The sequence below is a fragment of the Pseudomonas farris genome, assembly GCF_019145235.1.
Classification (GTDB): Bacteria; Pseudomonadota; Gammaproteobacteria; order Pseudomonadales; family Pseudomonadaceae; genus Aquipseudomonas; species Aquipseudomonas farris.
On the sequence record NZ_JAHSTV010000001.1, the window covers coordinates 429,019 to 451,555 of the forward strand.

General features: G+C 57.5%; 25 protein-coding genes. 15 read left to right on the forward strand and 10 right to left on the reverse strand.

The genetic code is table 11. From position 1 onward, the window contains the following. The first annotated feature begins 50 nt into the window (after positions 1–50). Positions 51–794, forward strand: coding sequence for a phosphatase PAP2 family protein (locus KVG95_RS01960; protein ID WP_217854322.1), 744 nt, complete (start codon positions 51–53; stop codon positions 792–794). A gap of 203 nt (positions 795–997) precedes the next feature. On the opposite strand, the gene groL is transcribed toward KVG95_RS01960, so the two are convergent. The 4 genes from groL to KVG95_RS01980 all read right to left on the reverse strand — a co-directional run bounded on the left by groL (position 998) and on the right by KVG95_RS01980 (position 4,506). Beyond that, positions 998–2,641 (reverse strand): chaperonin GroEL, encoded by a 1,644-nt coding sequence (groL, locus tag KVG95_RS01965; protein WP_008155543.1) that lies wholly within the window; start codon positions 2,639–2,641, stop codon positions 998–1,000. Positions 2,642–2,690: 49 nt separating this feature from the next. Continuing rightward, complete coding sequence (locus KVG95_RS01970; RefSeq protein ID WP_052966135.1) at positions 2,691–2,984, reverse strand: co-chaperone GroES; 294 nt, start codon at positions 2,982–2,984, stop codon at positions 2,691–2,693. A 247-nt stretch (positions 2,985–3,231) separates the two neighbouring features. Then, positions 3,232–3,708: an FxsA family protein gene (locus tag KVG95_RS01975; protein WP_052966136.1), complete on the reverse strand. Its 477-nt coding sequence runs from the start codon at positions 3,706–3,708 to the stop codon at positions 3,232–3,234. Positions 3,709–3,774: 66 nt separating this feature from the next. Next, positions 3,775–4,506, reverse strand: coding sequence for a HugZ family pyridoxamine 5'-phosphate oxidase (locus KVG95_RS01980; RefSeq protein ID WP_217854323.1), 732 nt, complete (start codon positions 4,504–4,506; stop codon positions 3,775–3,777). A 165-nt stretch (positions 4,507–4,671) separates the two neighbouring features. On the opposite strand from KVG95_RS01980, the gene KVG95_RS01985 reads away from it, so the two are divergent. Then, complete coding sequence (locus tag KVG95_RS01985) at positions 4,672–5,430, forward strand: SDR family oxidoreductase (RefSeq protein ID WP_217854324.1); 759 nt, start codon at positions 4,672–4,674, stop codon at positions 5,428–5,430. A 130-nt stretch (positions 5,431–5,560) separates the two neighbouring features. Here the strand turns inward: KVG95_RS01985 and apbC are convergent, their stop codons facing one another. Continuing rightward, the gene (gene apbC / locus KVG95_RS01990) at positions 5,561–6,655 is read right to left on the reverse strand and encodes an iron-sulfur cluster carrier protein ApbC (protein ID WP_217854325.1); all 1,095 of its coding nucleotides are present in this window, start codon (positions 6,653–6,655) and stop codon (positions 5,561–5,563) included. A 320-nt stretch (positions 6,656–6,975) separates the two neighbouring features. On the opposite strand from apbC, the gene metG reads away from it, so the two are divergent. The 8 genes from metG to KVG95_RS02030 all read left to right on the forward strand — a co-directional run bounded on the left by metG (position 6,976) and on the right by KVG95_RS02030 (position 13,852). Beyond that, on the forward strand, positions 6,976–9,027 hold the full coding sequence (gene metG / locus KVG95_RS01995) for a methionine--tRNA ligase (protein WP_217854326.1): 2,052 nt from the start codon (positions 6,976–6,978) through the stop codon (positions 9,025–9,027). 129 nt (positions 9,028–9,156) lie between these two features. Continuing rightward, on the forward strand, positions 9,157–9,726 hold the full coding sequence (locus KVG95_RS02000) for an Rnf-Nqr domain containing protein (RefSeq protein WP_217854327.1): 570 nt from the start codon (positions 9,157–9,159) through the stop codon (positions 9,724–9,726). Further along, entirely contained in the window at positions 9,723–10,730 is a 1,008-nt protein-coding gene (rsxB, locus tag KVG95_RS02005; protein WP_217854328.1) for an electron transport complex subunit RsxB, read from the forward strand. The genes KVG95_RS02000 and rsxB overlap by 4 nt, the downstream gene beginning before the upstream one ends. Beyond that, the gene (locus tag KVG95_RS02010; protein WP_217854329.1) at positions 10,717–11,709 is read left to right on the forward strand and encodes an RnfABCDGE type electron transport complex subunit D; all 993 of its coding nucleotides are present in this window, start codon (positions 10,717–10,719) and stop codon (positions 11,707–11,709) included. The genes rsxB and KVG95_RS02010 overlap by 14 nt, the downstream gene beginning before the upstream one ends. Next, complete coding sequence (locus tag KVG95_RS02015; RefSeq protein ID WP_217854330.1) at positions 11,706–12,317, forward strand: RnfABCDGE type electron transport complex subunit G; 612 nt, start codon at positions 11,706–11,708, stop codon at positions 12,315–12,317. Before KVG95_RS02010 ends, KVG95_RS02015 begins: the two co-directional genes overlap by 4 nt. Then, positions 12,310–12,900, forward strand: coding sequence for an Rnf-Nqr domain containing protein (locus KVG95_RS02020; RefSeq protein ID WP_217854331.1), 591 nt, complete (start codon positions 12,310–12,312; stop codon positions 12,898–12,900). Before KVG95_RS02015 ends, KVG95_RS02020 begins: the two co-directional genes overlap by 8 nt. A gap of 25 nt (positions 12,901–12,925) precedes the next feature. Further along, positions 12,926–13,564, forward strand: coding sequence for an endonuclease III (gene nth / locus KVG95_RS02025; protein ID WP_052966146.1), 639 nt, complete (start codon positions 12,926–12,928; stop codon positions 13,562–13,564). 108 nt (positions 13,565–13,672) lie between these two features. Then, positions 13,673–13,852, forward strand: a complete 180-nt coding sequence (locus KVG95_RS02030) for a PA3496 family putative envelope integrity protein (RefSeq protein ID WP_007898493.1) — start codon at positions 13,673–13,675, stop codon at positions 13,850–13,852. Between the two features lie 91 nt (positions 13,853–13,943). Here the strand turns inward: KVG95_RS02030 and KVG95_RS02035 are convergent, their stop codons facing one another. Next, the gene (locus tag KVG95_RS02035) at positions 13,944–14,570 is read right to left on the reverse strand and encodes a response regulator transcription factor (RefSeq protein ID WP_008069501.1); all 627 of its coding nucleotides are present in this window, start codon (positions 14,568–14,570) and stop codon (positions 13,944–13,946) included. Between the two features lie 569 nt (positions 14,571–15,139). Between KVG95_RS02035 and KVG95_RS02040 the strand changes: the two genes are divergently transcribed. Continuing rightward, the gene (locus tag KVG95_RS02040; RefSeq protein ID WP_217854332.1) at positions 15,140–15,754 is read left to right on the forward strand and encodes a hypothetical protein; all 615 of its coding nucleotides are present in this window, start codon (positions 15,140–15,142) and stop codon (positions 15,752–15,754) included. 139 nt (positions 15,755–15,893) lie between these two features. Here KVG95_RS02040 and KVG95_RS02045 read toward each other — a convergent pair whose 3' ends face one another. After that, on the reverse strand, positions 15,894–17,111 hold the full coding sequence (locus KVG95_RS02045) for an argininosuccinate synthase (RefSeq protein WP_052966148.1): 1,218 nt from the start codon (positions 17,109–17,111) through the stop codon (positions 15,894–15,896). A gap of 129 nt (positions 17,112–17,240) precedes the next feature. Further along, on the reverse strand, positions 17,241–18,149 hold the full coding sequence (locus KVG95_RS02050; protein ID WP_217854333.1) for a flagellar protein MotY: 909 nt from the start codon (positions 18,147–18,149) through the stop codon (positions 17,241–17,243). A 157-nt stretch (positions 18,150–18,306) separates the two neighbouring features. Here KVG95_RS02050 and pyrC point away from each other — a divergent pair, with 157 nt between their 5' ends. Together pyrC and rnt are read left to right on the forward strand one after the other, a co-directional pair. After that, positions 18,307–19,353, forward strand: a complete 1,047-nt coding sequence (gene pyrC / locus KVG95_RS02055; RefSeq protein WP_217854334.1) for a dihydroorotase — start codon at positions 18,307–18,309, stop codon at positions 19,351–19,353. After that, complete coding sequence (gene rnt / locus KVG95_RS02060) at positions 19,350–20,027, forward strand: ribonuclease T (protein ID WP_007898509.1); 678 nt, start codon at positions 19,350–19,352, stop codon at positions 20,025–20,027. Before pyrC ends, rnt begins: the two co-directional genes overlap by 4 nt. 118 nt (positions 20,028–20,145) lie before the next feature. On the opposite strand, the gene KVG95_RS02065 is transcribed toward rnt, so the two are convergent. Further along, positions 20,146–20,748, reverse strand: coding sequence for a peroxiredoxin (locus KVG95_RS02065; protein WP_007898510.1), 603 nt, complete (start codon positions 20,746–20,748; stop codon positions 20,146–20,148). Positions 20,749–21,061: 313 nt separating this feature from the next. On the opposite strand from KVG95_RS02065, the gene KVG95_RS02070 reads away from it, so the two are divergent. Then, positions 21,062–21,280, forward strand: a complete 219-nt coding sequence (locus KVG95_RS02070; protein WP_217854335.1) for a bacterioferritin-associated ferredoxin — start codon at positions 21,062–21,064, stop codon at positions 21,278–21,280. 198 nt (positions 21,281–21,478) lie between these two features. Next, positions 21,479–21,952: a bacterioferritin gene (gene bfr / locus KVG95_RS02075; protein WP_007898512.1), complete on the forward strand. Its 474-nt coding sequence runs from the start codon at positions 21,479–21,481 to the stop codon at positions 21,950–21,952. A gap of 197 nt (positions 21,953–22,149) precedes the next feature. On the opposite strand, the gene grxD is transcribed toward bfr, so the two are convergent. Further along, a complete protein-coding gene (grxD, locus tag KVG95_RS02080; protein WP_007898513.1) occupies positions 22,150–22,491 on the reverse strand; it encodes a Grx4 family monothiol glutaredoxin in 342 nt (113 codons plus the stop codon). Positions 22,492–22,537 lie beyond the last annotated feature (46 nt).

Sequence of the window (22,537 nt, forward strand, 5' to 3'; positions counted from 1 at the left end):
GACTCCCGCGGTTGTGCTCTTCAGAACATTTCACTCACCAAGGATTTGCCATGGCTTCGACCGCTGCCCGCCCCGATTCCAGGCCACTGAATGCCTGGCTATGCCTGGGAGTGCCCGCCATTGCGGCGATCACCCTGCTGTTGCTCGAACTGACCTCCCTGGACATGGACCTTGCCAAGCGGTTCTATGACCCGGTGGCAGGCGAGTTCATCGGACGGCACAGTTACTTCCTGGAAAACATCCTGCATGACCGGGCCAAGCAAGTGGTCATCGCCTTTTCGGTATTCGCCATCCTGGGCTTCATCGGCTCCTTTTTCATGGAAAGGCTCAAACCGTTCAAGCGTGAACTGGGTTGCCTGGTGTTGTCTCTGGCACTGGCAACCTCGTTTGTCACCCCAGTCAAAGCGGTGACGGCGGTGCAATGTCCATGGAGCCTGGAGCAATTCGGCGGGCACGAAACCTACAGCGAACTGCTCAGCCCTCGCCCGCACACCGACAAGCCGGGCCGCTGCTGGCCGGGTGGTCATGCGGCGACTGGCTTCACGTTATTTGCGCTGTTTTTCGTATTACGCGACCGTCGTCCGCGACTGGCACGCAAGGCGTTTGTCCTGGCCTTCACGTTGGGCTCAGTGTTTTCCCTCAGCCGGATGATGCAGGGGGCGCACTTCTTTTCGCACAACGTATGGACGGCGATTTTCTGCTGGCTGATTTGTCTGGGGGCGTATTACTGCATCCTTTATCGACCGGCTTCCAAAGCTGAGCTAGTCACCAAGGCACAACCAGTCAGTACCTGAAACACAAATCCAATGTGGGAGCGGGCTTGCTCGCGAAGGCGGCTTAACATTCACCGAAGATGTTGAATGTCGGACCGCTTTCGCGAGCAAGCCCGCTCCCACAGGAGACCGATGAAGATCCCACGATTGGGACAAACTCCGGGCAATAAAAAACCCCGCCGGCTCAACGCAGGCGGGGTTTTTATGTACGGGGTAAGGCTGGCTTACATCATGCCGCCCATGCCGCCCATACCGCCCATGTCTGGCATGCCGCCGCCAGCTGGACCGTCTTCCTTGATCTCGGCGATCATGGCTTCGGTGGTGATCATCAGGCTGGCAATCGACGAAGCCGCTTGCAGAGCCGAACGAGTCACTTTAGCCGGGTCCAGGATACCCATTTCGATCATGTCGCCGTATTCGCCGGTAGCAGCGTTGTAACCGTAGTTACCCGAACCCTGCTTGACCTTGTCGACTACTACGCTTGGCTCGTCGCCGGAGTTGGCAACGATCTGACGCAGTGGCGCTTCAACGGCGCGACGCAGTAACTGGATGCCAACGTTCTGGTCATCGTTGTCGCCTTTCAGCTCGGAGATAGCCTGCAGAGCGCGAACCAGTGCCACGCCGCCGCCAGGTACCACGCCTTCTTCAACGGCTGCACGGGTAGCGTGCAGGGCGTCTTCAACGCGGGCTTTCTTCTCTTTCATTTCAACTTCGGAACCAGCGCCAACCTTGATCACTGCAACGCCGCCGGACAGTTTGGCCAGACGCTCTTGCAGTTTTTCACGGTCGTAGTCGGACGAAGTATCAGCCACTTGCTGACGGATCTGCAGAACGCGAGCCTGGATGTCAGCCTCAACGCCGGCACCGTCGATCACGGTGGTGTTTTCTTTGGACAGGATCACGCGCTTGGCATTACCCAGGTGTTCCAGGGTAGTGCTTTCCAGGCTCAGACCGATCTCTTCGGAGATAACGGTACCGCCAGTCAGAACAGCGATGTCCTGCAGCATGGCCTTGCGACGGTCGCCGAAGCCTGGAGCCTTGACGGCTGCGACTTTAACGATGCCACGCATGTTGTTCACAACCAGAGTCGCCAGGGCTTCGCCTTCAACGTCTTCGGCAACGATCAGCAGTGGACGGCCGGCTTTGGCAACGGCTTCCAGTACTGGCAGCATTTCGCGGATGTTCGAGATCTTTTTGTCGACCAGCAGGATCAGCGGACCGTCCAGCTCGGCAGTCATGGTCTCTGGCTTGTTGACGAAGTACGGGGACAGGTAGCCACGGTCGAACTGCATGCCTTCAACAACCGACAGTTCGTTTTCCAGGCCCGAGCCTTCTTCAACGGTGATCACGCCTTCTTTACCGACTTTTTCCATGGCTTCGGCAATGATGTCGCCGATGGAGCTGTCGGAGTTGGCCGAGATGGTGCCGACCTGAGCGATGGCCTTGGTGTCAGCGCAAGGCTTGGACAGGGCTTTCAGCTCTTTGACGATCGCGATGGTCGCTTTGTCGATACCGCGCTTCAGGTCCATCGGGTTCATGCCGGCAGCGACGGCTTTCAGGCCTTCGTTGACGATCGATTGAGCCAGAACGGTAGCGGTGGTGGTGCCGTCGCCTGCGTCATCGTTGGCACGGGAGGCAACGTCTTTGACCAGCTGCGCGCCCATGTTTTCGAAGCGATCTTTCAGCTCGATTTCTTTGGCAACGGAAACGCCGTCCTTGGTGATGGTCGGAGCGCCGAAGCTCTTCTCGATGATCACGTTACGGCCTTTAGGGCCCAGGGTCGCTTTTACTGCGTCAGCCAGGACGTTGACACCGGCGAGCATTTTCTTGCGGGCGGAATCGCCGAATTTAACTTCTTTAGCAGCCATGATCGATATTCCTTAAATACTTTGTAGTAACGGGAAAATGAGCGGGGAATCAGCCTTCGACAACAGCGAGGATTTCGCTCTCGCCGATGACCAGCAGGTCTTCGCCGTCAACTTTCACAGTGTTGCTGCCGGAGTAAGGGCCGAACACAACCTTGTCACCCACTTTCACGGCCAGCGCACGCACTTCGCCGTTGTCCAGCACTTTGCCTGGGCCTACAGCGAGGACTTCACCCTGGTTTGGCTTTTCAGCAGCCGAACCTGGCAGGACGATACCGCCAGCGGTTTTCTTTTCTTCTTCGCTGCGACGGACGACGACGCGGTCATGCAGAGGACGAAGCTTCATTGTCGATCTCTCCTAATTGTGGTTTTCATCGGCCGGTGTAGTCCCGGCGGGTTTAACAAATCCGGCGGAGCCGGGTGCGGTTCGTCAAGCGAACCGCGGAAGTCTGTCTGGCGCAATTGCCAGAAACCTTGCGGTGACCGTTACATAAGGGCGCACAAGCTTATTTCAAGGGCGTGGAGCGAAAAATTTTTACCTCAATGCCCTGAAAACGAACACGGCACCCGAGGGTGCCGTGTCGATGGAAGTGTTACTTGGAATCGCGGTGTTCGAACTCGCCTTCAATCACATTGGGCTCACGGCCCAATGGCTGCTGCGGAGCAGGACCGCCCCGTGGCTGAAGGTCATCGGCGAACGCACGCTGACGTATCGCTTGTTCCTCGGCGCGCAGACGCATTTTGTTGGCCAGCAGTCGACGAGAGATCGGCAGCAACATGATCAGACCCAGCACGTCGGTGACGAAGCCCGGCAGAATCAACAGACCGCCAGCCAGAGCCAGCATCAGGCCTTCGAGCATGGTCTGAGCCGGCAGTTCGCCGCGATTCAGGCTTTCACGGGCGCGCAGCGCAGTAGCCAGACCGGCGATACGCAGCACGAACACGCCGAGCATCGAGCCGAGAATGATCAGCAGCAGGGCCGGGAAAAACCCGATCGCCCCGCTAACCTTGACGAATACGAACAGCTCCAACACCGGGAACAGTACAAAGAGCAATAAAAAAGGGCGCATCAAATGGTTCCTCAACGCAAGAATACCTTGCCAGTTTTCCTTAGATGACGTCGCCGTTTCGTGAATTCAAGCGTCGGCCACTTCATTTTTCGGCCAATGCTCGGCGTGAGCCAGGGAAACCAAGGCTTCCCGGACTTGTGTCGGCGTATTACAGGGCGTTTGAAACGGCAGCCAGTAGAGTCCCTGACCGATGCGCAAGTGCATGCCTTCGGTGTCGATGCCGGCCAATTGCGCCGGAGCGGTTTTCGGCAGCCCCGCCAGCTCGACGTAGTGCGCAATGGCTTTAGCGTGATCGGCATTCATGTGCTCGACCATGCTCACTTCGGCCTTGCCGGAGAACGGGTTGGCGAGGGTCAACTGATCGATCCAGTGGATCGCGCCGAAGCCACCGATGTAGCGGTGACGTACCTCGTTGAGCACCCAGAAATCGAAATCATGGGCCTTGTGATAGTTCTGCGAATCGGGGAAATAGCGGTAGTAACGCTCGGCGGCCGCTTCGATAGCAGCGGGGTCTTGAAGCTTTTCTGCCTCGGCGAGGTAAGTCAGGCGACCAACGGCTTGTACGTCTTCGGCTTCACGCTCACCCACCAGCAGCGAACATTTCGGATCTTTCTGCAGGTTGTGAGTGTGCTGAGCGATGCGGCTGATAAGGATCAGCGGTCGGCCCTGCTCGTCCAGACAGTAAGGAACCACGGAGCCAAACGGAAAACCGGGCATCGATTTGGAGTGCGTCGAGAGCACTCCTCGGTATTCCTTGAGAAGCAATTCTCGGGCATGCTTAGCCACTACAACGCTCAATTTATGACTCCTTATATAGAATCCGTCAAAAAAACGGACAGGCATCTGGGTAAAGTTCCAGCACGCCACAGGGGCAGTTCTCATGTGCAGCCAAGCCACATCAGGCTCAGATCGAGAGGCCCTCTAGGAAGGAAAACCACTCCGATCTGCTACGGGGCTATGCGAATGCAACTCACTGACAAAGTAATCATTATCACCGGCGGTTGCCAGGGTTTAGGTCGCTCCATGGCCGAGTATCTCGCAGGCAAAGGCGCGAAGCTGGCGCTGGTGGACCTGAATCAGGAAAAACTCGACGCCACCGTCGCGGCGTGCAAAGCCAAGGGTGTCGAGGCCCGCGCCTACCTGTGCAACGTCGCTGATGAAGAGCAAGTGACTCACATGGCCGCTCAGGTGTCCGACGATTTCGGTGCGATCCATGGCCTGATCAACAACGCCGGCATTCTGCGCGACGGTCTGTTGCTGAAGGTCAAGGATGGCGAAATGACCAAGATGAGCCTGGCCCAATGGCAGGCAGTGATCGACGTCAATCTGACCGGCGTGTTCCTGTGCACCCGTGAAGTTGCGGCGAAAATGGTCGAGCTGAACAACAGCGGCGCGATCATCAATATCTCGTCGATTTCGCGCGCCGGCAACGTTGGCCAGACCAACTACTCCGCCGCCAAGGCCGGTGTCGCTGCGGCGACCGTGACCTGGGCCAAGGAACTGGCACGTTACGGCATTCGCGTGGCGGGCATTGCGCCGGGTTTCATCGAGACAGAGATGACCCTGAGCATGAAGCCGGAAGCGCTGGAGAAAATGACCTCCGGGATTCCGCTCAAGCGCATGGGTAAACCTGAAGAAATCGCCCAGTCGGCGGCCTACATTTTCGAGAACGACTACTACACCGGTCGGATTCTGGAATTGGATGGCGGGTTGCGGATCTAGGGTCAACACAAACCAAATGTGGGAGTGGGCTTGCTCGCGAAGGCGGTAGATCAGTCAACTTATCTGTTGAATGACACACCGCATTCGCGAGCAAGCCCGCTCCCACATTGGATCGCATTTCTTCAGCGAATCAGTCGTCGCTGACAGTGATGTTCGGCATCGCCGGCGTTACCGCTTCCTGCAACACAATCCGCGCGCCGACATGGCGGGCCAGTTCCTGGTAAACCATCGCAATCTGACTGTCCGGCTCGGCGATCACCGTTGGCTTGCCGCCATCGGCCTGTTCGCGGATCAGCATCGATAGTGGCAACGAAGCCAACAGTTCGACACCGTACTGGTTGGCCAGCTTCACACCGCCCCCCTCACCGAACAGATGCTCGGCATGCCCGCAGTTGGAGCAGATGTGCACGGCCATGTTTTCCACCACGCCCAGCACAGGAATGTTGACCTTGCGGAACATCTCCACGCCCTTGCGCGCGTCCAGCAATGCCAGATCCTGTGGGGTGGTCACGATTACCGCACCGGCCACCGGGACTTTCTGCGCCAGGGTCAACTGGATATCGCCGGTGCCCGGCGGCATGTCGATAACCAGATAATCCAGGTCGCCCCAGGCCGTTTGCGTGACCAGTTGCAACAGGGCGCCGGAAACCATCGGCCCACGCCAGACCATCGGCGTGTTGTCGTCGGTCAGGAAGGCCATGGACATCACTTCAACGCCATGGGATTCAATCGGAATGAACCACTTCTGATCCTTGACCTTTGGTCGGGTGCCTTCAGGGATGCCAAACATGATGCCCTGGCTCGGGCCGTAGATATCCGCGTCGAGAATCCCGACTTTGGCGCCTTCACGGGCCAGCGCGAGGGCCAGGTTGGCAGCGGTGGTGGATTTGCCCACGCCCCCCTTGCCGGACGCCACGGCCACGACGTTCTTGACGTTGGCCAGCCCCGGAATCTGTGCCTGGGCCTTGTGCGCGGCGATCACACTGGTGATCTCGACGCGCGCGGTGACGACGCCGTCCAGGCCTTCGATGGCCAGTTGCAGCAACTGCGCCCAGCCGCTCTTGAACAGACCGGCGGCGTAACCCAGCTCCAGTTGGACGCTGACGCAATCACCCTGGATGTCGATGCTGCGCACGCACCCGGCGCTGACCGGGTCCTGGTTCAGGTAAGGGTCGGTGTATTGGCGAAGGACGGCTTCCACCGCTGCGCGATTGACGGCGCTCATGGGCAACTCCGATAGCAAGACTGGAAAATCAGGCGGGTATCCTAACCGTTCTACATCATAGACGGCATGCCCACGATGATTTGTGGCAAACACATCCCTGTGCCTAGAGAGCATCCCTGTGGCGAGGGGGCTTGCCCCCGTTGGGTCGCGCAGCGGCCCCCTGCAATCTGTCAGACCGAGCGAGTTGTCTGGATTCACGACTGCTTCGCAGCCGAACGGGGCGATGCGGCGTTCCGACAAGCCCCCTCGCCACAGGGGTGAAAAATATGCGCCGGCGCTTTATAGTGGCCGACCTCCGTTTCATCAAGTAGCCGAGCCCCATGTCCGAGCCACGCAAGATCCTCGTCACCAGCGCCCTGCCCTATGCCAATGGTTCGATCCACCTCGGCCATATGCTGGAGTACATCCAGACCGATATGTGGGTGCGCTTCCAGAAGCATCGCGGTAATCAATGCATTTATGTCTGCGCCGACGACGCCCACGGTTCGGCCATCATGCTGCGCGCGGAAAAGGAAGGCATCACCCCGGAACAACTGATCGCCAATGTCCAGGCTGAACACAGCGCCGACTTTGCCGAGTTCCTGGTGGACTTCGACAACTTTCACTCCACTCACTCTGAAGAAAACCGTGAGCTGTCGAGCCAGATCTACCTGAAGCTGCGCGACGCAGGGCACATCGCCACGCGCTCGATCACTCAGTACTTCGACCCGGAAAAGAAAATGTTCCTGGCCGACCGCTTCATCAAGGGCACCTGCCCGAAATGCGGCACCGAAGACCAGTACGGCGACAACTGCGAAAAATGCGGTGCGACCTACGCGCCGACCGACCTCAAAGATCCGAAGTCGGCAATCTCCGGCGCCACGCCGGTGCTCAAGGATTCCCAGCACTTCTTCTTCAAGCTGCCGGACTTCCAGGAAATGCTGCAAGCCTGGACCCGCAGCGGCACGTTGCAAGAAGCCGTGGCCAACAAGATCGCCGAATGGCTGGATGCCGGCCTGCAACAGTGGGACATTTCCCGCGATGCGCCGTACTTCGGCTTCGAGATTCCCGACGAGCCGGGCAAGTATTTCTACGTGTGGCTGGATGCGCCGATCGGCTACATGGCCAGCTTCAAGAACCTCTGCGCCCGCCGTCCGGACCTGGACTTCGACGCGTTCTGGGGCAAGGATTCCACTGCCGAGCTGTACCATTTCATCGGCAAGGACATCGTCAACTTCCACGCCCTGTTCTGGCCAGCCATGCTCGAAGGCGCCGGGTTCCGTAAACCGACCGGCATCAACGTACACGGCTACCTGACCGTCAACGGCCAGAAGATGTCCAAGTCCCGCGGCACGTTCGTCAAGGCGCGGACTTACCTGGATCACCTGTCGCCGGAATACCTGCGCTACTACTACGCCGCCAAGCTGAGCCGTGGCGTCGACGACCTGGACCTGAACCTCGAAGACTTCGTGCAGAAGGTCAACTCCGACCTGGTCGGCAAAGTCGTCAACATCGCCAGCCGTTGCGCCGGTTTCATCCATAAAGGCAATGCCGGTGTACTGGTGGCCGGAAACGCCGCGCCAGAACTGACCGATGCCTTCCTGGCCGCAGCGCCAAGCATTGCCGAAGCCTATGAAGCTCGCGACTTCGCACGTGCCATGCGCGAAATCATGGGCCTGGCCGACCGCGCCAACGCCTGGATCGCCGACAAGGCGCCGTGGTCGCTGAACAAACAGGAAGGCAAGCAGGATGAAGTCCAGGCCATTTGCGCCTTGGGCATCAACCTGTTCCGCCAGCTGGTGATTTTCCTCAAACCGGTACTGCCGCTGCTGGCCGCCGATGCCGAGGCGTTCCTGAATGTCGCCCCGCTGACCTGGAACGACCACGCCACCTTGCTCAGCAACCATCAGCTGAACGAGTTCAAACCGTTGATGACTCGCATCGACCCGGTAAAAGTACAAGCCATGACCGACGCCTCGAAAGAAGACCTGACCGCCAGCGCAACCGACACCGGCGAAGCTGCACCCGCCGGCAACGGTGAACTGGCCAAGGATCCGCTGTCGCCAGAGATCGAGTTCGACGCCTTTGCCGCTGTAGACCTGCGCGTTGCACTGATCGTCAAGGCCGAAGCCGTGGAAGGCGCCGACAAGCTGCTGCGCCTGACCCTGGACATCGGTGACGAGCAACGCAACGTGTTCTCCGGCATCAAGAGCGCTTACCCGGACCCGTCCAAGCTCAATGGTCGCCTGACCATGATGATCGCCAACCTCAAGCCCCGCAAAATGAAATTCGGGATCTCCGAAGGCATGGTGATGGCGGCCGGCCCTGGCGGTGAAGAAATCTACCTGCTGAGCCCCGACAGCGGCGCCAAGCCGGGTCAGCGCATCAAGTAAAGCCCTGCGGTAAACCGATCCCACAGTCGTGCCCGGCGCGACTGTGGGATTTTCATGTCTGGCCCACCCTCCTTCCTTGCCGGATAATGCCTAACCTTGTTAGACAGGCCTCCTTTTGCCGGCACGATCATGACCGAACTGCTTCTTACGCTTATCAGCGCTGCCCTGATCAACAACCTCGTGTTGCACTGGCCGCTGGGCGTCGATTCGGTGCTGGGCAGCGAGCGGCCGCAGGTCCACGCGCTGGGCATCGCGACAACGTGTCTGATGCTGATTGTCGGCATACTCGGCTATGCGCTCTATCACTGGCTACTGGTGCCGTTGGGGCTGACGTCGCTGCGTCTGTTCGTGTTCCTGCCGTTGAGCGTTCTGCTGATCGGCCCTCTGCTGAAACTGCTTTCCCGGTTATTGGCGAAGCTTTCATTCGATGGCCTCTGGCCCCTGCTGCTGGGGAATGCCGGGGTGCTTGGGCTGACGTTGCTCAATGCTCAAGACGACAAGGGCATTTTCCACGCCATAGCCCTGAGCCTTGGTGCCGGGCTGGGTTTCTGGCTGGTGCTGAGTCTGTTCAGCGACTTGCGCCAGCGCACACTCGATAACGATATCCCCCTGCCCTTTCGCGGCCTGCCGATCGAGTTGATCGGCGCCGGATTGATCGCGGTGGTTTTTCTCGGATTCAGCGGGCTGATCAAAACATGAGTCTGATTCAACGCATCGACGCCCTCTTGCCGCAGACCCAATGCGGCAAGTGTGGCCACCCCGGATGCAAACCCTACGCCGAAGGCATCGCCAGCGGCGAGCCGATCAACAAGTGCCCACCGGGCGGCAGCGAAACCATCACGGCCCTGGCCGACCTGTTGAAAGTGCCGGTGCTGGAACTGGACGTCAGTCACGGTTCGGCACCCGCGCAGATCGCTTACATCCGCGAAGCCGAATGCATCGGCTGCACCAAGTGCATCCAGGCCTGCCCGGTCGACGCCATTGTCGGCGCGGCGAAATTCATGCACACGGTCATCGTCGACGAATGCACCGGTTGCGACCTCTGCGTGGCGCCCTGCCCAGTGGACTGCATCGAGATGCATCCGTTACCGCTGGCCACGGTGCTGCCGATTGTTGGCGGGCTGGCGCTCAGTCTGGAGGAACAACAGGCTCGGGCCGCCAAGCGCAATCATGCGCGACGCCGTTTCGAACAGCGCAATGCCCGTTTGCATCGCGAAGAAGAACAGAAGCTCGCCGAACGCCAGGCCCGTGCTCAACGCGCCGTGCAGCACAGCGAAGTGACGCTCGACCCGGTTCAGGCTGCACTCGAGCGTGTCCGCGCACAGAAAGCCGACAATGCCGATGCGGCACTGAAAAAGGCCAAGGTCGATCTGGCGATGAGTCGGGCGCAGCTGAACAAATCGCTCAAGGCTTTCGGGCATCCGCCAACCTTCGAACAGCAATCGCAACTGATCGTGCTGCAACAGCAGTTCGAAGCCGCCGAACAGGCACTGGCGCAACTGGAAAGCAGCGCACCGCCAGTCTCTGCGCCACCTGCCCCGGCAAAAGATGCCGAGTTGAAACGAGCGAAGATCCAGCTGGCCATGCGCCGGGCCGAACTCAAGAAAGCTCAAACAAGCGAGGCGCCGGCCGAACAGATCGAAGCGTTGCAACATGCGCTCAGCGAAGCCGAGCGTCAGGTGGATGCCTATGTCACCCCTTGAATCAGTGGACGAACGCCTTCAGCAAGCCATGAAGCTGGTATTGCTGGCCACCGTGCCGGGGATGCTGATGTTGTTCTGGCTGTACGGTTGGGGGGTGTTGATCAACCTGATTCTGGCGGCTGCCACCGCGTTGGCCGTTGAGGCGGCGGTGTTGCAGCTGCGCAAGCAACCGGTAAAACCGACATTGAGCGATGGCAGTGCGCTGGTCAGTGCGACGCTGTTGGCGCTGGCCTTGCCGCCTTATTGCCCGTGGTGGCTGACAGTCAGTGCTGCGGCGTTCGGACTGTTTTTCGGCAAGCACTTGTATGGCGGTGTCGGCAAGAATCCGTTCAATCCGGCGATGCTCGGTTTCGCGCTGGTCCTGGTGATGTTTCCCCAGCAAATGACCCATTGGCCGGCGTCCCACGGCATGGATTTGTTCGGTGGGTTGCAACAGGTGTTCGGCTTCAGCTCCGGTCAGGCGCCCGATGCGTGGGCCCAGGCCACGGCGCTGGACAGTCTGCGAATCAACAAAAGCCTGACCATGGAAGAACTGTTCGCCGACAATCCGGCGTTCGGCCGTTTTGGCGGCCGCGGCGTGGAATGGGTCAACCTGGCGTTTCTGGCCGGCGGTGTGTTTCTGCTGCAACGGCGGGTATTCAGCTGGCATGCGCCGGTCGGCATGCTCGCCAGCCTGTTCATCATCAGCCTGTTGTGCTGGAACGGTACGGGCTCCGACTCAAATGGCTCGCCACTGTTTCATCTGCTCACCGGCGCGAGCATGCTCGGTGCCTTCTTCATCGTGACGGAACCAATATCCGGCGCAAAAAGCCCCACTGCCCGATTACTGTTCGGCGCAGGCGTGGGGTTACTGACTTACCTGATTCGGACGTGGGGCGGTTATCCGGACGGCGTGGCCTTTGCGGTTTTGCTAATGAACCTCTGTGTACCGGCGTTGGAACGGTTTGCCGCGTCCAGACAGGAACAGGTTGCCCCATGAACCGAGCGACGAGCGTTGTGAGCCTGGTAGTGCTGGCAAGCCTGGGGATGGGCGCGACTTACCTCGTGCAGCACACCAGCGCCGCGCGCATTGCCGCCGAACAACGCCTGATCGACAGCCGCCAGTTACTGGATCTGCTACCGCCCGACAGCTACGACAATCAGCCGCTGGAACACCCCCTCAGCCTCGAAAGCACTCGCCTGGCCAACAGCACACTGTTGGGGGGCTACCTGGCGTCCAAGGCCGGCCAACCGAGCGCTGTGTTGCTGCGCATTCAGACTCTGGGCTACGCCGGTGCCATCGACTTGCTGATCGCCATCGACCCCCAAGGCAAGTTAGTGGGGGTCAAAACCCTCAAGCAATCGGAAACTCCGGGGCTGGGTGGCAAGCTTGCCGAATGGCCCAATACCTGGCTTCAGGTGTTTACCGGCAAGTCGCTAACCGAACCCGGTGACAATGGCTGGGCCTTGAAAAAGGACCAAGGGCAATTTGATCAGATCGCGGGCGCGACCATCACCTCAAGAGCGGTGATCAATGCCACCCATGACGCGCTGCGCTACTTCGATGAACACCGGCAACCGCTGATCGGGAGCAGCGCTCATGAATAAGTCATCGACCCTGCAGAACTCGCTGATGCTTACGCCGTTGATCGGCGTCACTGATTCATTGGTAACGGCCCTGGGCCTGTGGCTGATGTTTGCGCTGGTACTCAGTGCTTACGGTGTGAGCATGGGCGTCTTGCGCTCGCGACTGATTCCGGCAACACATTTGCTTGCCTGCCTGTTGCTGGCCGCCACGCTGACCAGTTGCGCAGAACTCGCCACGCAAGCCTGGTCGCTCCAATGGCACCAGCATCTGGGTTTCTATGCAGGATTGATCGCCCTGCAATGCGTTGTGCTGGAACATAACGGTTTTTTCCAGAGCCCACGGCGTGATCGACTGCGTCTGTGTGGCCTGTTCGGCGCCTTGATGGTGGGCCTGGGGCTGCTGCGGGAGCTCATCGGCAACGGGACACTCGCTAGCCATTTGTCCTGGATGGCCGGCGCCACGCAACCGGACTGGCAAGGCTGGACGCTGATCGCCGACGGTGGCCTGCATCTGGCCACGCTGGCCCCTGGCGGGTTTATTCTGCTGGGACTGTTGATCGCCGCACATCAAGCCTGGACCCGCCGCCCGGCGGCCCCACATTGACCGCCTTCGAGGAAACGCATCGCCCATGAATGCCGCAAAACGTCTTGAAATTTTCCGCAGGTTTCACGAAGACAATCCTGAACCGAAGACCGAACTGGCCTACTCCTCACCGTTCGAATTGCTGATCGCCGTGATTCTCTCCGCGCAGTCGACCGATGTCGGCGTGAACAAGGCCACCGCCAAACTGTTCCCGGTGGCCAACACGCCAGCGGCGATCCATGCCTTGGGCGTCGAAGGGCTGTCGGAGTACATCAAGACCATCGGCCTGTTCAACAGCAAAGCGAAAAACGTGATCGAAACCTGTCGCATGCTGGTGGAGCTCCATGGCGGTGAAGTACCGCAGACCCGCGAGGCACTGGAAGCATTACCCGGCGTCGGTCGCAAGACCGCCAACGTGGTGCTCAATACCGCCTTTCGTCAGCTGACCATGGCCGTGGACACTCACATTTTCCGGGTCAGTAACCGTACCGGCATTGCTCCGGGCAAGAACGTGGTCGAGGTGGAGCAAAAACTGATGAAATTCGTGCCGAAGGAATATCTGCTCGACGCTCATCACTGGCTGATTCTTCATGGGCGCTACGTTTGCCTGGCCCGCAAGCCCCGTTGTGGCAGTTGCCGGATCGAGGATTTGTGCGAATACAAGCAAAAGACCTCGGACGATTGAGGCGCTATTAGTTTTTTTGATTGATCGATTGAAAAAATCTTTTTTACCCGCCGGGAAATTGTCGATATAAGGAGCGCCAAAGGGCAGCCTTAGCCTGGAGTTAACCTTATGAGCACTGGCAAAGAGCAATTGGACGTAGAGGACGACTTCACCCCCGTTGAGGCCGATGACGCAGAGCCGGTAGTGGAGGTGGCAAAGACCAACCTGAGCAAACGCCGCACCATCGACAATCTGCTGGAGGAGCGCCGACTGCAGAAGCAATTGGCCGATTACGATTTTGACTTATGACACTTAAAAGCCTCCCGAAACGGAGGCTTTTTACTAAGTGCCGCCCCCTGATAAACGCCCGTTCATCGCACCTCGTCAAACGCTGACAGCTTCATACCAGGCCATTGCGCTGAGCCAATTCGATCAGGTCAACCAGTGAGCGAGCATTAAGCTTTAACAGCAAACGGGTTTTGTAAGTACTGACAGTTTTATTGCTGAGGAACATTCCATCGGCGATCTCCTTGTTTGTCTTGCCTCGGGCCAACTGTTGCAGGACCATCATTTCCCGCCCGGACAAACGATCCACCATATCGGCCTCACTGGCGTTCCCAAGACTGGAACGCACGGTATGCAGAGCCTGATTAGGAAAGTAGCTGTAGCCTGATAACACGGCTTTTATTGCACTGAGCAATTCAGTGAGATCCTGTTGTTTGCAGACATATCCGGCGGCACCCGATTGCATGCAACGCATGGAAAAGTGCCCTGGCGCCTGGGACGTCAATATCAGTACTTTAAGAGGCATCGCCGTCGACGTCAGGCGCGCGATAACTTCTAACCCATCCAGCTTCGGTATCCCAATATCCAATATGACAATATCCGGCATAAGATCACGGGCAAGTTGCAATGCGTCCACACCATTATCTGTTTCTGCAATGACTTCGTAGCCATGACGCTCCATTAGCATACGCACCGCAAGACGAATGACGGGGTGATCATCCACGATCAGCACTTTATTCATGGGCAAGTCCAATTTTCGCTGTTCGAATTTTTAGAGCCCGCACCATAGCCTAGTCGTTTCACCCATGGCATGCCGTCCCCCCCGGCCACTCGCAGCGAGAGACATGGCCTACAAACAACACGGATTATTCCTACAAAAAATCATTGCACATCATGAGTCATGAGATTGCTACTAGCCGAACGCTGCTCAGTACTTCGACAATCTTTTTGTATCGACTTACAACCAGAAAAACACAAAAACAGGGTTTGATACTAGTAATCCGACAGACTTCGACTATTGAGCTACCCTTAAAAGTAACGAGCATTTGCCAGCCCCTGCAAGTCGACTTGAACGACTTACGAACCTTCACATACAGCAACATTTAACCAGCGAAATAAACCCATATAACTTTAAAACAAACAAACAGCCACACCTAAACCAAGAACAATACAGCTACTATAACAACCAATATCACTCAACAAGAAAGGAGCACAACATAACAACAAAGAAAACCTCATTCACTCATTATCACCCCGAGATCCATACCCATAAACAAATCGAGAAGAAATAATATCTCATGAGCAGAAGACATGATAAAACTCAAAAAAAGAATCACCAACCCCATGACAATCATTGCAATATTTGCAGTACTGTCTGAAACATCGGCTGCTGTATCCCTCCCCTTCCTCGATAACAAGGAGAGAGAACTCTATGTCTGGTTTCTGATTAGTTTCCCCTTTTATTTGCTTTTCCTTTTTTTCGTCACACTAAACTTCAACTATCGATCCCTTTACGCGCCCTCTGATTTCAATAAAGGGAAGCACTTCATGAAAGTCATGGACAACGCTAACCGGTCAGGAGACGAGCCTTCCTGGGTACCGCCAGAAAGCTCGACCCAACACCACATACGCTTGCCCGAGCACTTAAAAGACCTGCATATCATTGATGCACGCTGGATGAACAACAAAATGGCATTCAGCGCCTTGGTGCAGAGAATTCAGCAATCACAGGACAATCCTGCGCAGGTGGTCGTATTTCTCACCTGTGCCAAGTCAGAGACGCTGCTGAAGGAAAGTGCGCTCCGGCTTTCAAAGCACACCAGGAAACGCAACGGCGCAACGTTCTGCATTGCTTACAATTTGAATTCACACGGCCTGACGATGATTGGTCAAACTCTTTACAGGCACACAGCAGCCAGCTCTTGAAGAGCCATAGGGGAAGGAAGCGAAGAAAGGAATTAACAGAGACAAGAAGAAAAGCTGAACACGCAATGTACGACAGGGTATCCCTCTTTCAGATATGTGGCCTCAACGAGGCCACATATCCATTACCGACTCAAAGGTCTCAGAAAAGCTTCCGGCCTTTGTTCGCCGCGATACGCATGCGCAAGGCGTTGAGCTTGATGAAGCCCGCCGCATCGGCCTGGTTGTAGGCGCCGCCATCTTCCTCGAAGGTCGCGATGTTGGCGTCGAACAACGACTCGTCGGACTTGCGGCCGGTGACGATCACGTTGCCCTTGTACAGCTTCAGGCGCACTACGCCGTTCACGTGGGCCTGGGAAGCGTCGATCATCTGTTGCAGCATCAGACGCTCAGGGCTCCACCAGTAACCGGTGTAGATCAAGCTGGCGTATTTAGGCATCAGCTCGTCTTTGAGGTGAGCCACTTCGCGGTCCAGGGTGATCGATTCGATCGCACGGTGAGCGCGCAGCATGATGGTGCCGCCAGGGGTTTCGTAGCAGCCACGGGACTTCATGCCCACGTAACGGTTCTCGACAATGTCGAGACGGCCGATACCGTGTTCGCCACCGATACGGTTCAAGGTCGCCAGCACGGTGGCCGGGGTCATTTCGACGCCGTCCAGCGCGACGATGTCGCCGTTGCGGTAGGTCAGTTCCAGGTATTGCGGCTTGTCTGGAGCCTTCTCCGGGGAGACGGTCCATTTCCACATGTCTTCTTCGTGCTCGGTCCAGGTGTCTTCCAGCACGCCGCCTTCATAGGAGATGTGCAGCAGGTTGGCATCCATCGAGTACGGGGATTTCTTCTTGCCGTGACGCTCGATCGGGATGTTGTGCTTTTCAGCATAATCCATCAGCTTTTCACGGGAGAGCAGGTCCCATTCGCGCCACGGAGCGATCACTTTCACGCCTGGCTTCAAGGCGTAGGCGCCCAGTTCGAAACGAACCTGGTCGTTGCCCTTGCCGGTCGCGCCGTGGGAAATGGCGTCAGCGCCGGTTTCGTTGGCGATTTCGATCAAGCGCTTGGCGATCAACGGACGAGCGATGGAAGTACCCAGCAGGTACTCACCTTCGTAAACGGTGTTGGCGCGGAACATCGGGAACACGAAATCGCGCACGAATTCTTCGCGCAGATCGTCGATGTAGATTTCTTTTACACCCATGGCCTGAGCCTTGGCGCGGGCCGGTTCGACCTCTTCGCCCTGACCCAGGTCAGCGGTGAAGGTCACTACTTCACAGTTATAAGTATCCTGCAGCCACTTGAGGATCACCGAAGTGTCCAGGCCGCCGGAATACGCCAGAACGACCTTGTTTACGTCCGCCATGCCATCACTCCACGGGGTTCTACGGAAAGCCGTCAAGTCTAACGCTCATGCAGAATAATTTACAGAGGCGCGACAGCTTATGACGACGAAGCGACAGATTATGTCGAGCGAGCGACGATTTCAGCAGATTCAGGAGGCCTTCGCGCTGCCCGCGGAAGCGGTGGCTTGCGGCGCCGGTTGCTCGGTCGGTGCTACCCGCTCAAGGCGTACGGCAACCCGACGGTTTTTCGCCCGATTGGCGGCGTTGTTGTTCGGTGCCAGAGGATAGCGCTCACCGTGAAAACGCAGGGTGATCTGCGATTCCTGAATACCATTGGCTTTGAAGAAATCCATCACGGCCAGCGCCCTGCGTCGCGACAGTTCGCGGTTGGTCAGGCGGTTGCCGCTGTTGTCGGAATGGCCGTCGAGTTCAATGTGATTGACCGTCGGATCGGCTTTCATGAATTCCAGCATGACCTGCAAATGGGCCTTGGCTTGGGCATCGAGATCGATGCCCTCCCCCGGAAAGCCGACTTCGGATTGCTTCACCTGCTCGAAATTCTGCGGCAGCAACTTGGCCACGCAACCCTGATAGTCACTGTAGGCCTTGCTGAATTTGACCGGCAGCAGACGGACTTCAGATACCCGACCGTCGCCTGAGGAGTGTCGAACGACCGGGCTGCGACCGTCCATCAACCCACTGATCAGGCGCCCGGCCTGAACTTGCGAGCTGTTGAACAGCACGTTGCCATTGCCGATGCGCACCGAGCCCAGGTTGATGTCGCCACGCCCCGGCTGCCATGGCGCAGCGGCCGCCAGCAAGGTCGCGGAACCGCCACCGATCATCGAGTTGTAGGCCTTCAAGCGAAATGTCGCCTGCTCGCCGGCACGACGCACGAACTCACCCGAACCGAAATCAGTGATCGGTTGAGTCAGGCGGCATTCGAACTTGTCACCTTCGACCGTCCACTCGATGCTCTCCAGACGGGTCTGGAAAGTGAGCGCCATCGCAGGAAGGCTGGCAAACACACTGAGCAAGGCTAAATAACGCTGGCGCACGGGAGGCTCCACTGGCTTCTGCAACAAAAAGACCGACACACATATTTACGGCGTACCTGTTGGATATCGGAAGCTTGTCGCAAAACTTGATAGCGAGTGCCTGGAAGAGTCTTTTCCGGTAGCATTCCCATGAGTTTGACCCGCCTGGAATCCCCTCATGTCCGACCGCCTGACCCTGCTGCGTCCCGACGACTGGCATATTCATCTTCGCGATGGTGCTGTATTGACCAATACCGTCGCGGATGTCGCGCGCACCTTTGGTCGCGCCATCATCATGCCCAACCTGGTACCGCCGGTGCGCAACGCGGCTGAAGCCAATGGCTATCGCCAGCGGATTCTCGCCGCACGCCCTGCCGGCAGCCGTTTCGAACCGCTGATGGTTCTGTACCTGACCGACCGCACTCAACCCGAAGAAATTCGTGAAGCCAAGGCCAGCGGTTTCGTCTACGCCGCCAAGCTGTACCCGGCCGGCGCGACCACCAACTCGGACTCTGGCGTCACCAGCATCGACAAGATTTTCCCCGCACTCGAGGCCATGGCCGAAATCGGGATGCCCTTGTTGGTTCACGGTGAAGTCACCCGTGGCGATGTCGACGTTTTCGATCGCGAAAAAATCTTCATCGACGAACACATGCGCCGGGTGGTCGAGCGTTTCCCGACCCTCAAAGTGGTGTTCGAACACATCACCACCGCTGACGCCGTGCAGTTCGTCAACGAGGCTTCGGCCAACGTTGGCGCAACCATCACCGCGCATCACCTGCTGTACAACCGCAACCACATGCTGGTGGGCGGGATTCGGCCGCACTTCTATTGCCTGCCGATCCTCAAGCGCAATACCCATCAGGAAGCCCTGCTCGACGCCGCCACCAGTGGCAGCGACAAGTTCTTCCTCGGCACCGACTCGGCGCCCCATGCCCAGCACGCCAAAGAAGCGGCTTGCGGCTGTGCCGGTTGCTACACCGCTTATGCCGCGATCGAGATGTATGCCGAAGCCTTCGAACAGCGCAACGCGCTGGACAAGCTCGAAGCTTTCGCCAGCCTCAACGGCCCGCGCTTCTACGGCCTGCCGGTGAACACCGATCGCATCACCCTGGTCCGCGACGAGTGGACCGCCCCAACCAGCCTGCCGTTTGGCGAGCTGACCGTAATCCCGCTGCGCGCCGGTGAAAAACTGCGCTGGCGCCTGCTGGAGGAACACGCGTGAGTGAAGACCATTTCGACGACGAACAGGACGGTAATGGCGGCGGAGGTGGTTCCCGCCATCCAATGGCAGCCAGGTTCCGTGGTTACCTGCCGGTCGTTGTCGACGTAGAAACCGGTGGCTTCAACTCGGCCACCGATGCCCTGCTGGAAATCGCCGCCACCGTGATCGGCATGGATGAAAAAGGCTTTGTGTACCCTGAGCACACCTATTTCTTCCGGGTCGAGCCTTTCGAAGGCGCGAACATCGAAGCGGCAGCCCTGGAATTTACCGGGATCAAGCTCGATCACCCGTTGCGCATGGCGGTGAGTGAAGAAGCGGCCCTGACCGATATCTTCCGCGGTGTGCGCAAGGCTCTGAAGGCCAACGGCTGCAAACGGGCAATTCTGGTCGGGCACAACAGCAGCTTTGACCTAGGCTTTCTCAACGCCGCGGTTGCGCGCCTGGACATGAAACGCAACCCGTTTCACCCGTTCTCCAGCTTCGACACGGCGACCCTCGCCGGTCTGGCTTACGGTCAAACCGTATTGGCCAAGGCCTGCCAGGCAGCGGATATCGACTTCGACGGTCGCGAGGCCCACTCGGCCCGCTACGACACCGAGAAGACGGCTGATCTGTTCTGCGGCATCGTCAATCGCTGGAAACAAATGGGCGGCTGGGAAGACTACAACGACTGATCCGTCACTGATCTGTGGCAGGGAGCTTGCTCCCTCACCACAAGTGAACAGCATGGGTTTATCCCGCCCATAAAAAAACCGGCCTTATCAGCCGGTTTTTTTATGCCTCGAACGTGCCTTACAGCGCAGCAGCGTTCTCGGTCAGGTAAGCCGCAACACCTTCGGTGGAAGCGGTCATGCCTTTGTCGCCTTTTTTCCAGTTGGCAGGGCAAACTTCGCCGTGCTCTTCGTGGAATTGCAGAGCGTCGACCAGACGGATCAGCTCTTCGATGTTACGGCCCAGCGGCAGGTCGTTGATGATCTGCGAGCGGACAACACCTTTGTCGTCGATCAGGAACGCGCCACGGAAAGCCACGCCGCCTTCGGACTCAACGTCGTAGGCCTTGGCGATTTCGTGCTTCAGGTCGGCCGCCATGGTGTAGCGAACTTCGCCGATGCCACCATTGTTGACCGGGGTGTTGCGCCAGGCGTTGTGGGTGAAGTGCGAGTCGATCGAAACGGCTACCACTTCCACGTTGCGTGCCTTGAAGTCAGACATGCGGTTGTCCAGAGCGATCAGCTCGGACGGGCAAACGAAGGTGAAGTCCAGTGGGTAGAAGAACACCAGGCCGTATTTGCCTTTGATGGCCGAGGACAGGGTGAAGCTGTCTACGATTTCGCCATTGCCGAGTACGGCCGGTACGGTGAAGTCAGGGGCTTGTTTGCCTACGAGTACGCTCATTGGATATCTCCTGGTGTAATAACGGTGAAGTACAGGGTTCGTATCAGCCTGCCACCCTCAGGCGACAGCCCTGTGACACGATCCCCCTTCGCAAAGGCCGACCATCATACACCGCGTTTTTGACCTGTCCTCAACGGTTTTTTCTGCCAGGTGAAAGGCCGCTGCTATATTTTCCTTATGGAAGGTGTGAGAAGAAGCCGTTCGTCAGTCACACGCCCTTATGACGAAAACCTTCAGAAACCACTTTGACAATCATTCTCGTTAACATTAAGATCCATCGCAATTGAGTCACAACCAGCGACGGTTCTCACTTATGTATGTCTGCCTCTGCACTGGCGTCACCGACGGTCAAATCCGCGATGCAATCTATGAAGGTTGCTGCAGCTATCGGGAAGTACGTCAGGCCACCGGCGTTGCCAGCCAATGCGGCAAATGCGCCTGCCTTGCCAAGGAAGTGGTCCGTGACACCTTGGGGAAAGTGCAATCAGCCCAGGCGGCGATCCCCTACCCCACAGAATTTACCGCCGCATAACTACCGTATTTCAAAGAACCGGACTTGATGTCCGGTTTTTTTATGTCTGCAAATCAATCGCTTAGATGCCAGACGCGGAACAAAAACATTCTTATTCCGATTAATTTTCATTTAAGTTTCAATAACTTAGGTTTGACACTCTTAATTACGCGGCTCAAACTCTGCCTTATAGACAGCTACTCAGGGCAGGACCCCATCATGAAAGGCGACGTTACAGTCATCCAGCATCTCAACAAGATCCTTGCCAATGAGCTGGTCGCGATCAATCAATACTTTTTGCATGCACGCATGTATGAAGATTGGGGCTTGAACAAGCTCGGCAAGCACGAGTACCACGAATCCATCGACGAGATGAAGCACGCGGACAAGCTGATCAAGCGCATCCTGTTCCTTGAAGGCCTGCCGAACGTCCAGGACCTGGGCAAACTGCACATCGGCGAACACACCAAGGAAATGCTTGAGTGTGACCTGAAGATCGAACGCGACGGCCATGCCGATCTGAAAGTCGCTATCGCTCATTGCGAAACCGTCGGCGACTTCGGTAGCCGTGAACTGCTCGAAGACATTCTGGAATCCGAAGAAGAACATATCGACTGGCTGGAAACCCAACTGGGCCTGATCGATAAAGTCGGTCTTGAGAACTATCTGCAATCGCAGATGGGCGAAGAGTAAATGCTACGCAGCTAATCGCGATGCAATAAAAAGCCCCGCTCTCTTTTAAAGAGGCGGGGCTTTTTTATGACCGAATTTCAGGTTCACCCTAGAACAAATGTGGGAGCGGGCTTGCTCGCGAAAACGGTAGATCAGTCAACTTATCTGTTGAATGTTATACCGCCTTCGCGAGCAAGCCCGCTCCCACACACAGTGAATCAGGCGTCGGTCTTGTTGGCAGCAGCAGCTTCAACAGCGGCTTTGATCGTCGCTTGCAACGAACCGTCGGCAGCCATTTCAGTCATGATGTCGCTACCGCCGACCAGTTCGCCGCCGACCCACAGTTGCGGGAAGGTTGGCCAGTTGGCGTACTTTGGCAGGTTGGCGCGGATTTCCGGGTTCTGCAGGATGTCCACATAGGCAAACTTTTCGCCACAGGCCATAACAGCCTGAGCGGCTTTCGCGGAGAACCCACACTGTGGGGCATTCGGCGAGCCTTTCATGTAAAGCAGAATGGTGTTGTTGGCAATCTGCTCTTTAATCGTTTCGATGATATCCATGGAGCACCTCGGCTGAACTTTCCGACTCAGTGGTCGGCACGGTGGC

What these genes read in the sequence shown, in the direction of transcription:
- KVG95_RS01960 (WP_217854322.1), top strand. Translation starts at nt 51, where the DNA reads ATGGCTTCGACCGCTGCCCGCCCCGATTCCAGGCCACTGAATGCCTGG.
- groL (WP_008155543.1), bottom strand. Translation starts at nt 2,641, where the DNA reads ATGGCTGCTAAAGAAGTTAAATTCGGCGATTCCGCCCGCAAGAAAATG.
- KVG95_RS01970 (WP_052966135.1), bottom strand. Translation starts at nt 2,984, where the DNA reads ATGAAGCTTCGTCCTCTGCATGACCGCGTCGTCGTCCGTCGCAGCGAA.
- KVG95_RS01975 (WP_052966136.1), bottom strand. Translation starts at nt 3,708, where the DNA reads ATGCGCCCTTTTTTATTGCTCTTTGTACTGTTCCCGGTGTTGGAGCTG.
- KVG95_RS01985 (WP_217854324.1), top strand. Translation starts at nt 4,672, where the DNA reads ATGCAACTCACTGACAAAGTAATCATTATCACCGGCGGTTGCCAGGGT.
- apbC (WP_217854325.1), bottom strand. Translation starts at nt 6,655, where the DNA reads ATGAGCGCCGTCAATCGCGCAGCGGTGGAAGCCGTCCTTCGCCAATAC.
- metG (WP_217854326.1), top strand. Translation starts at nt 6,976, where the DNA reads ATGTCCGAGCCACGCAAGATCCTCGTCACCAGCGCCCTGCCCTATGCC.
- KVG95_RS02000 (WP_217854327.1), top strand. Translation starts at nt 9,157, where the DNA reads ATGACCGAACTGCTTCTTACGCTTATCAGCGCTGCCCTGATCAACAAC.
- rsxB (WP_217854328.1), top strand. Translation starts at nt 9,723, where the DNA reads ATGAGTCTGATTCAACGCATCGACGCCCTCTTGCCGCAGACCCAATGC.
- KVG95_RS02010 (WP_217854329.1), top strand. Translation starts at nt 10,717, where the DNA reads ATGTCACCCCTTGAATCAGTGGACGAACGCCTTCAGCAAGCCATGAAG.
- KVG95_RS02015 (WP_217854330.1), top strand. Translation starts at nt 11,706, where the DNA reads ATGAACCGAGCGACGAGCGTTGTGAGCCTGGTAGTGCTGGCAAGCCTG.
- KVG95_RS02020 (WP_217854331.1), top strand. Translation starts at nt 12,310, where the DNA reads ATGAATAAGTCATCGACCCTGCAGAACTCGCTGATGCTTACGCCGTTG.
- nth (WP_052966146.1), top strand. Translation starts at nt 12,926, where the DNA reads ATGAATGCCGCAAAACGTCTTGAAATTTTCCGCAGGTTTCACGAAGAC.
- KVG95_RS02030 (WP_007898493.1), top strand. Translation starts at nt 13,673, where the DNA reads ATGAGCACTGGCAAAGAGCAATTGGACGTAGAGGACGACTTCACCCCC.
- KVG95_RS02035 (WP_008069501.1), bottom strand. Translation starts at nt 14,570, where the DNA reads ATGAATAAAGTGCTGATCGTGGATGATCACCCCGTCATTCGTCTTGCG.
- KVG95_RS02040 (WP_217854332.1), top strand. Translation starts at nt 15,140, where the DNA reads ATGATAAAACTCAAAAAAAGAATCACCAACCCCATGACAATCATTGCA.
- KVG95_RS02045 (WP_052966148.1), bottom strand. Translation starts at nt 17,111, where the DNA reads ATGGCGGACGTAAACAAGGTCGTTCTGGCGTATTCCGGCGGCCTGGAC.
- pyrC (WP_217854334.1), top strand. Translation starts at nt 18,307, where the DNA reads ATGTCCGACCGCCTGACCCTGCTGCGTCCCGACGACTGGCATATTCAT.
- KVG95_RS02065 (WP_007898510.1), bottom strand. Translation starts at nt 20,748, where the DNA reads ATGAGCGTACTCGTAGGCAAACAAGCCCCTGACTTCACCGTACCGGCC.
- KVG95_RS02070 (WP_217854335.1), top strand. Translation starts at nt 21,062, where the DNA reads ATGTATGTCTGCCTCTGCACTGGCGTCACCGACGGTCAAATCCGCGAT.
- bfr (WP_007898512.1), top strand. Translation starts at nt 21,479, where the DNA reads ATGAAAGGCGACGTTACAGTCATCCAGCATCTCAACAAGATCCTTGCC.
- grxD (WP_007898513.1), bottom strand. Translation starts at nt 22,491, where the DNA reads ATGGATATCATCGAAACGATTAAAGAGCAGATTGCCAACAACACCATT.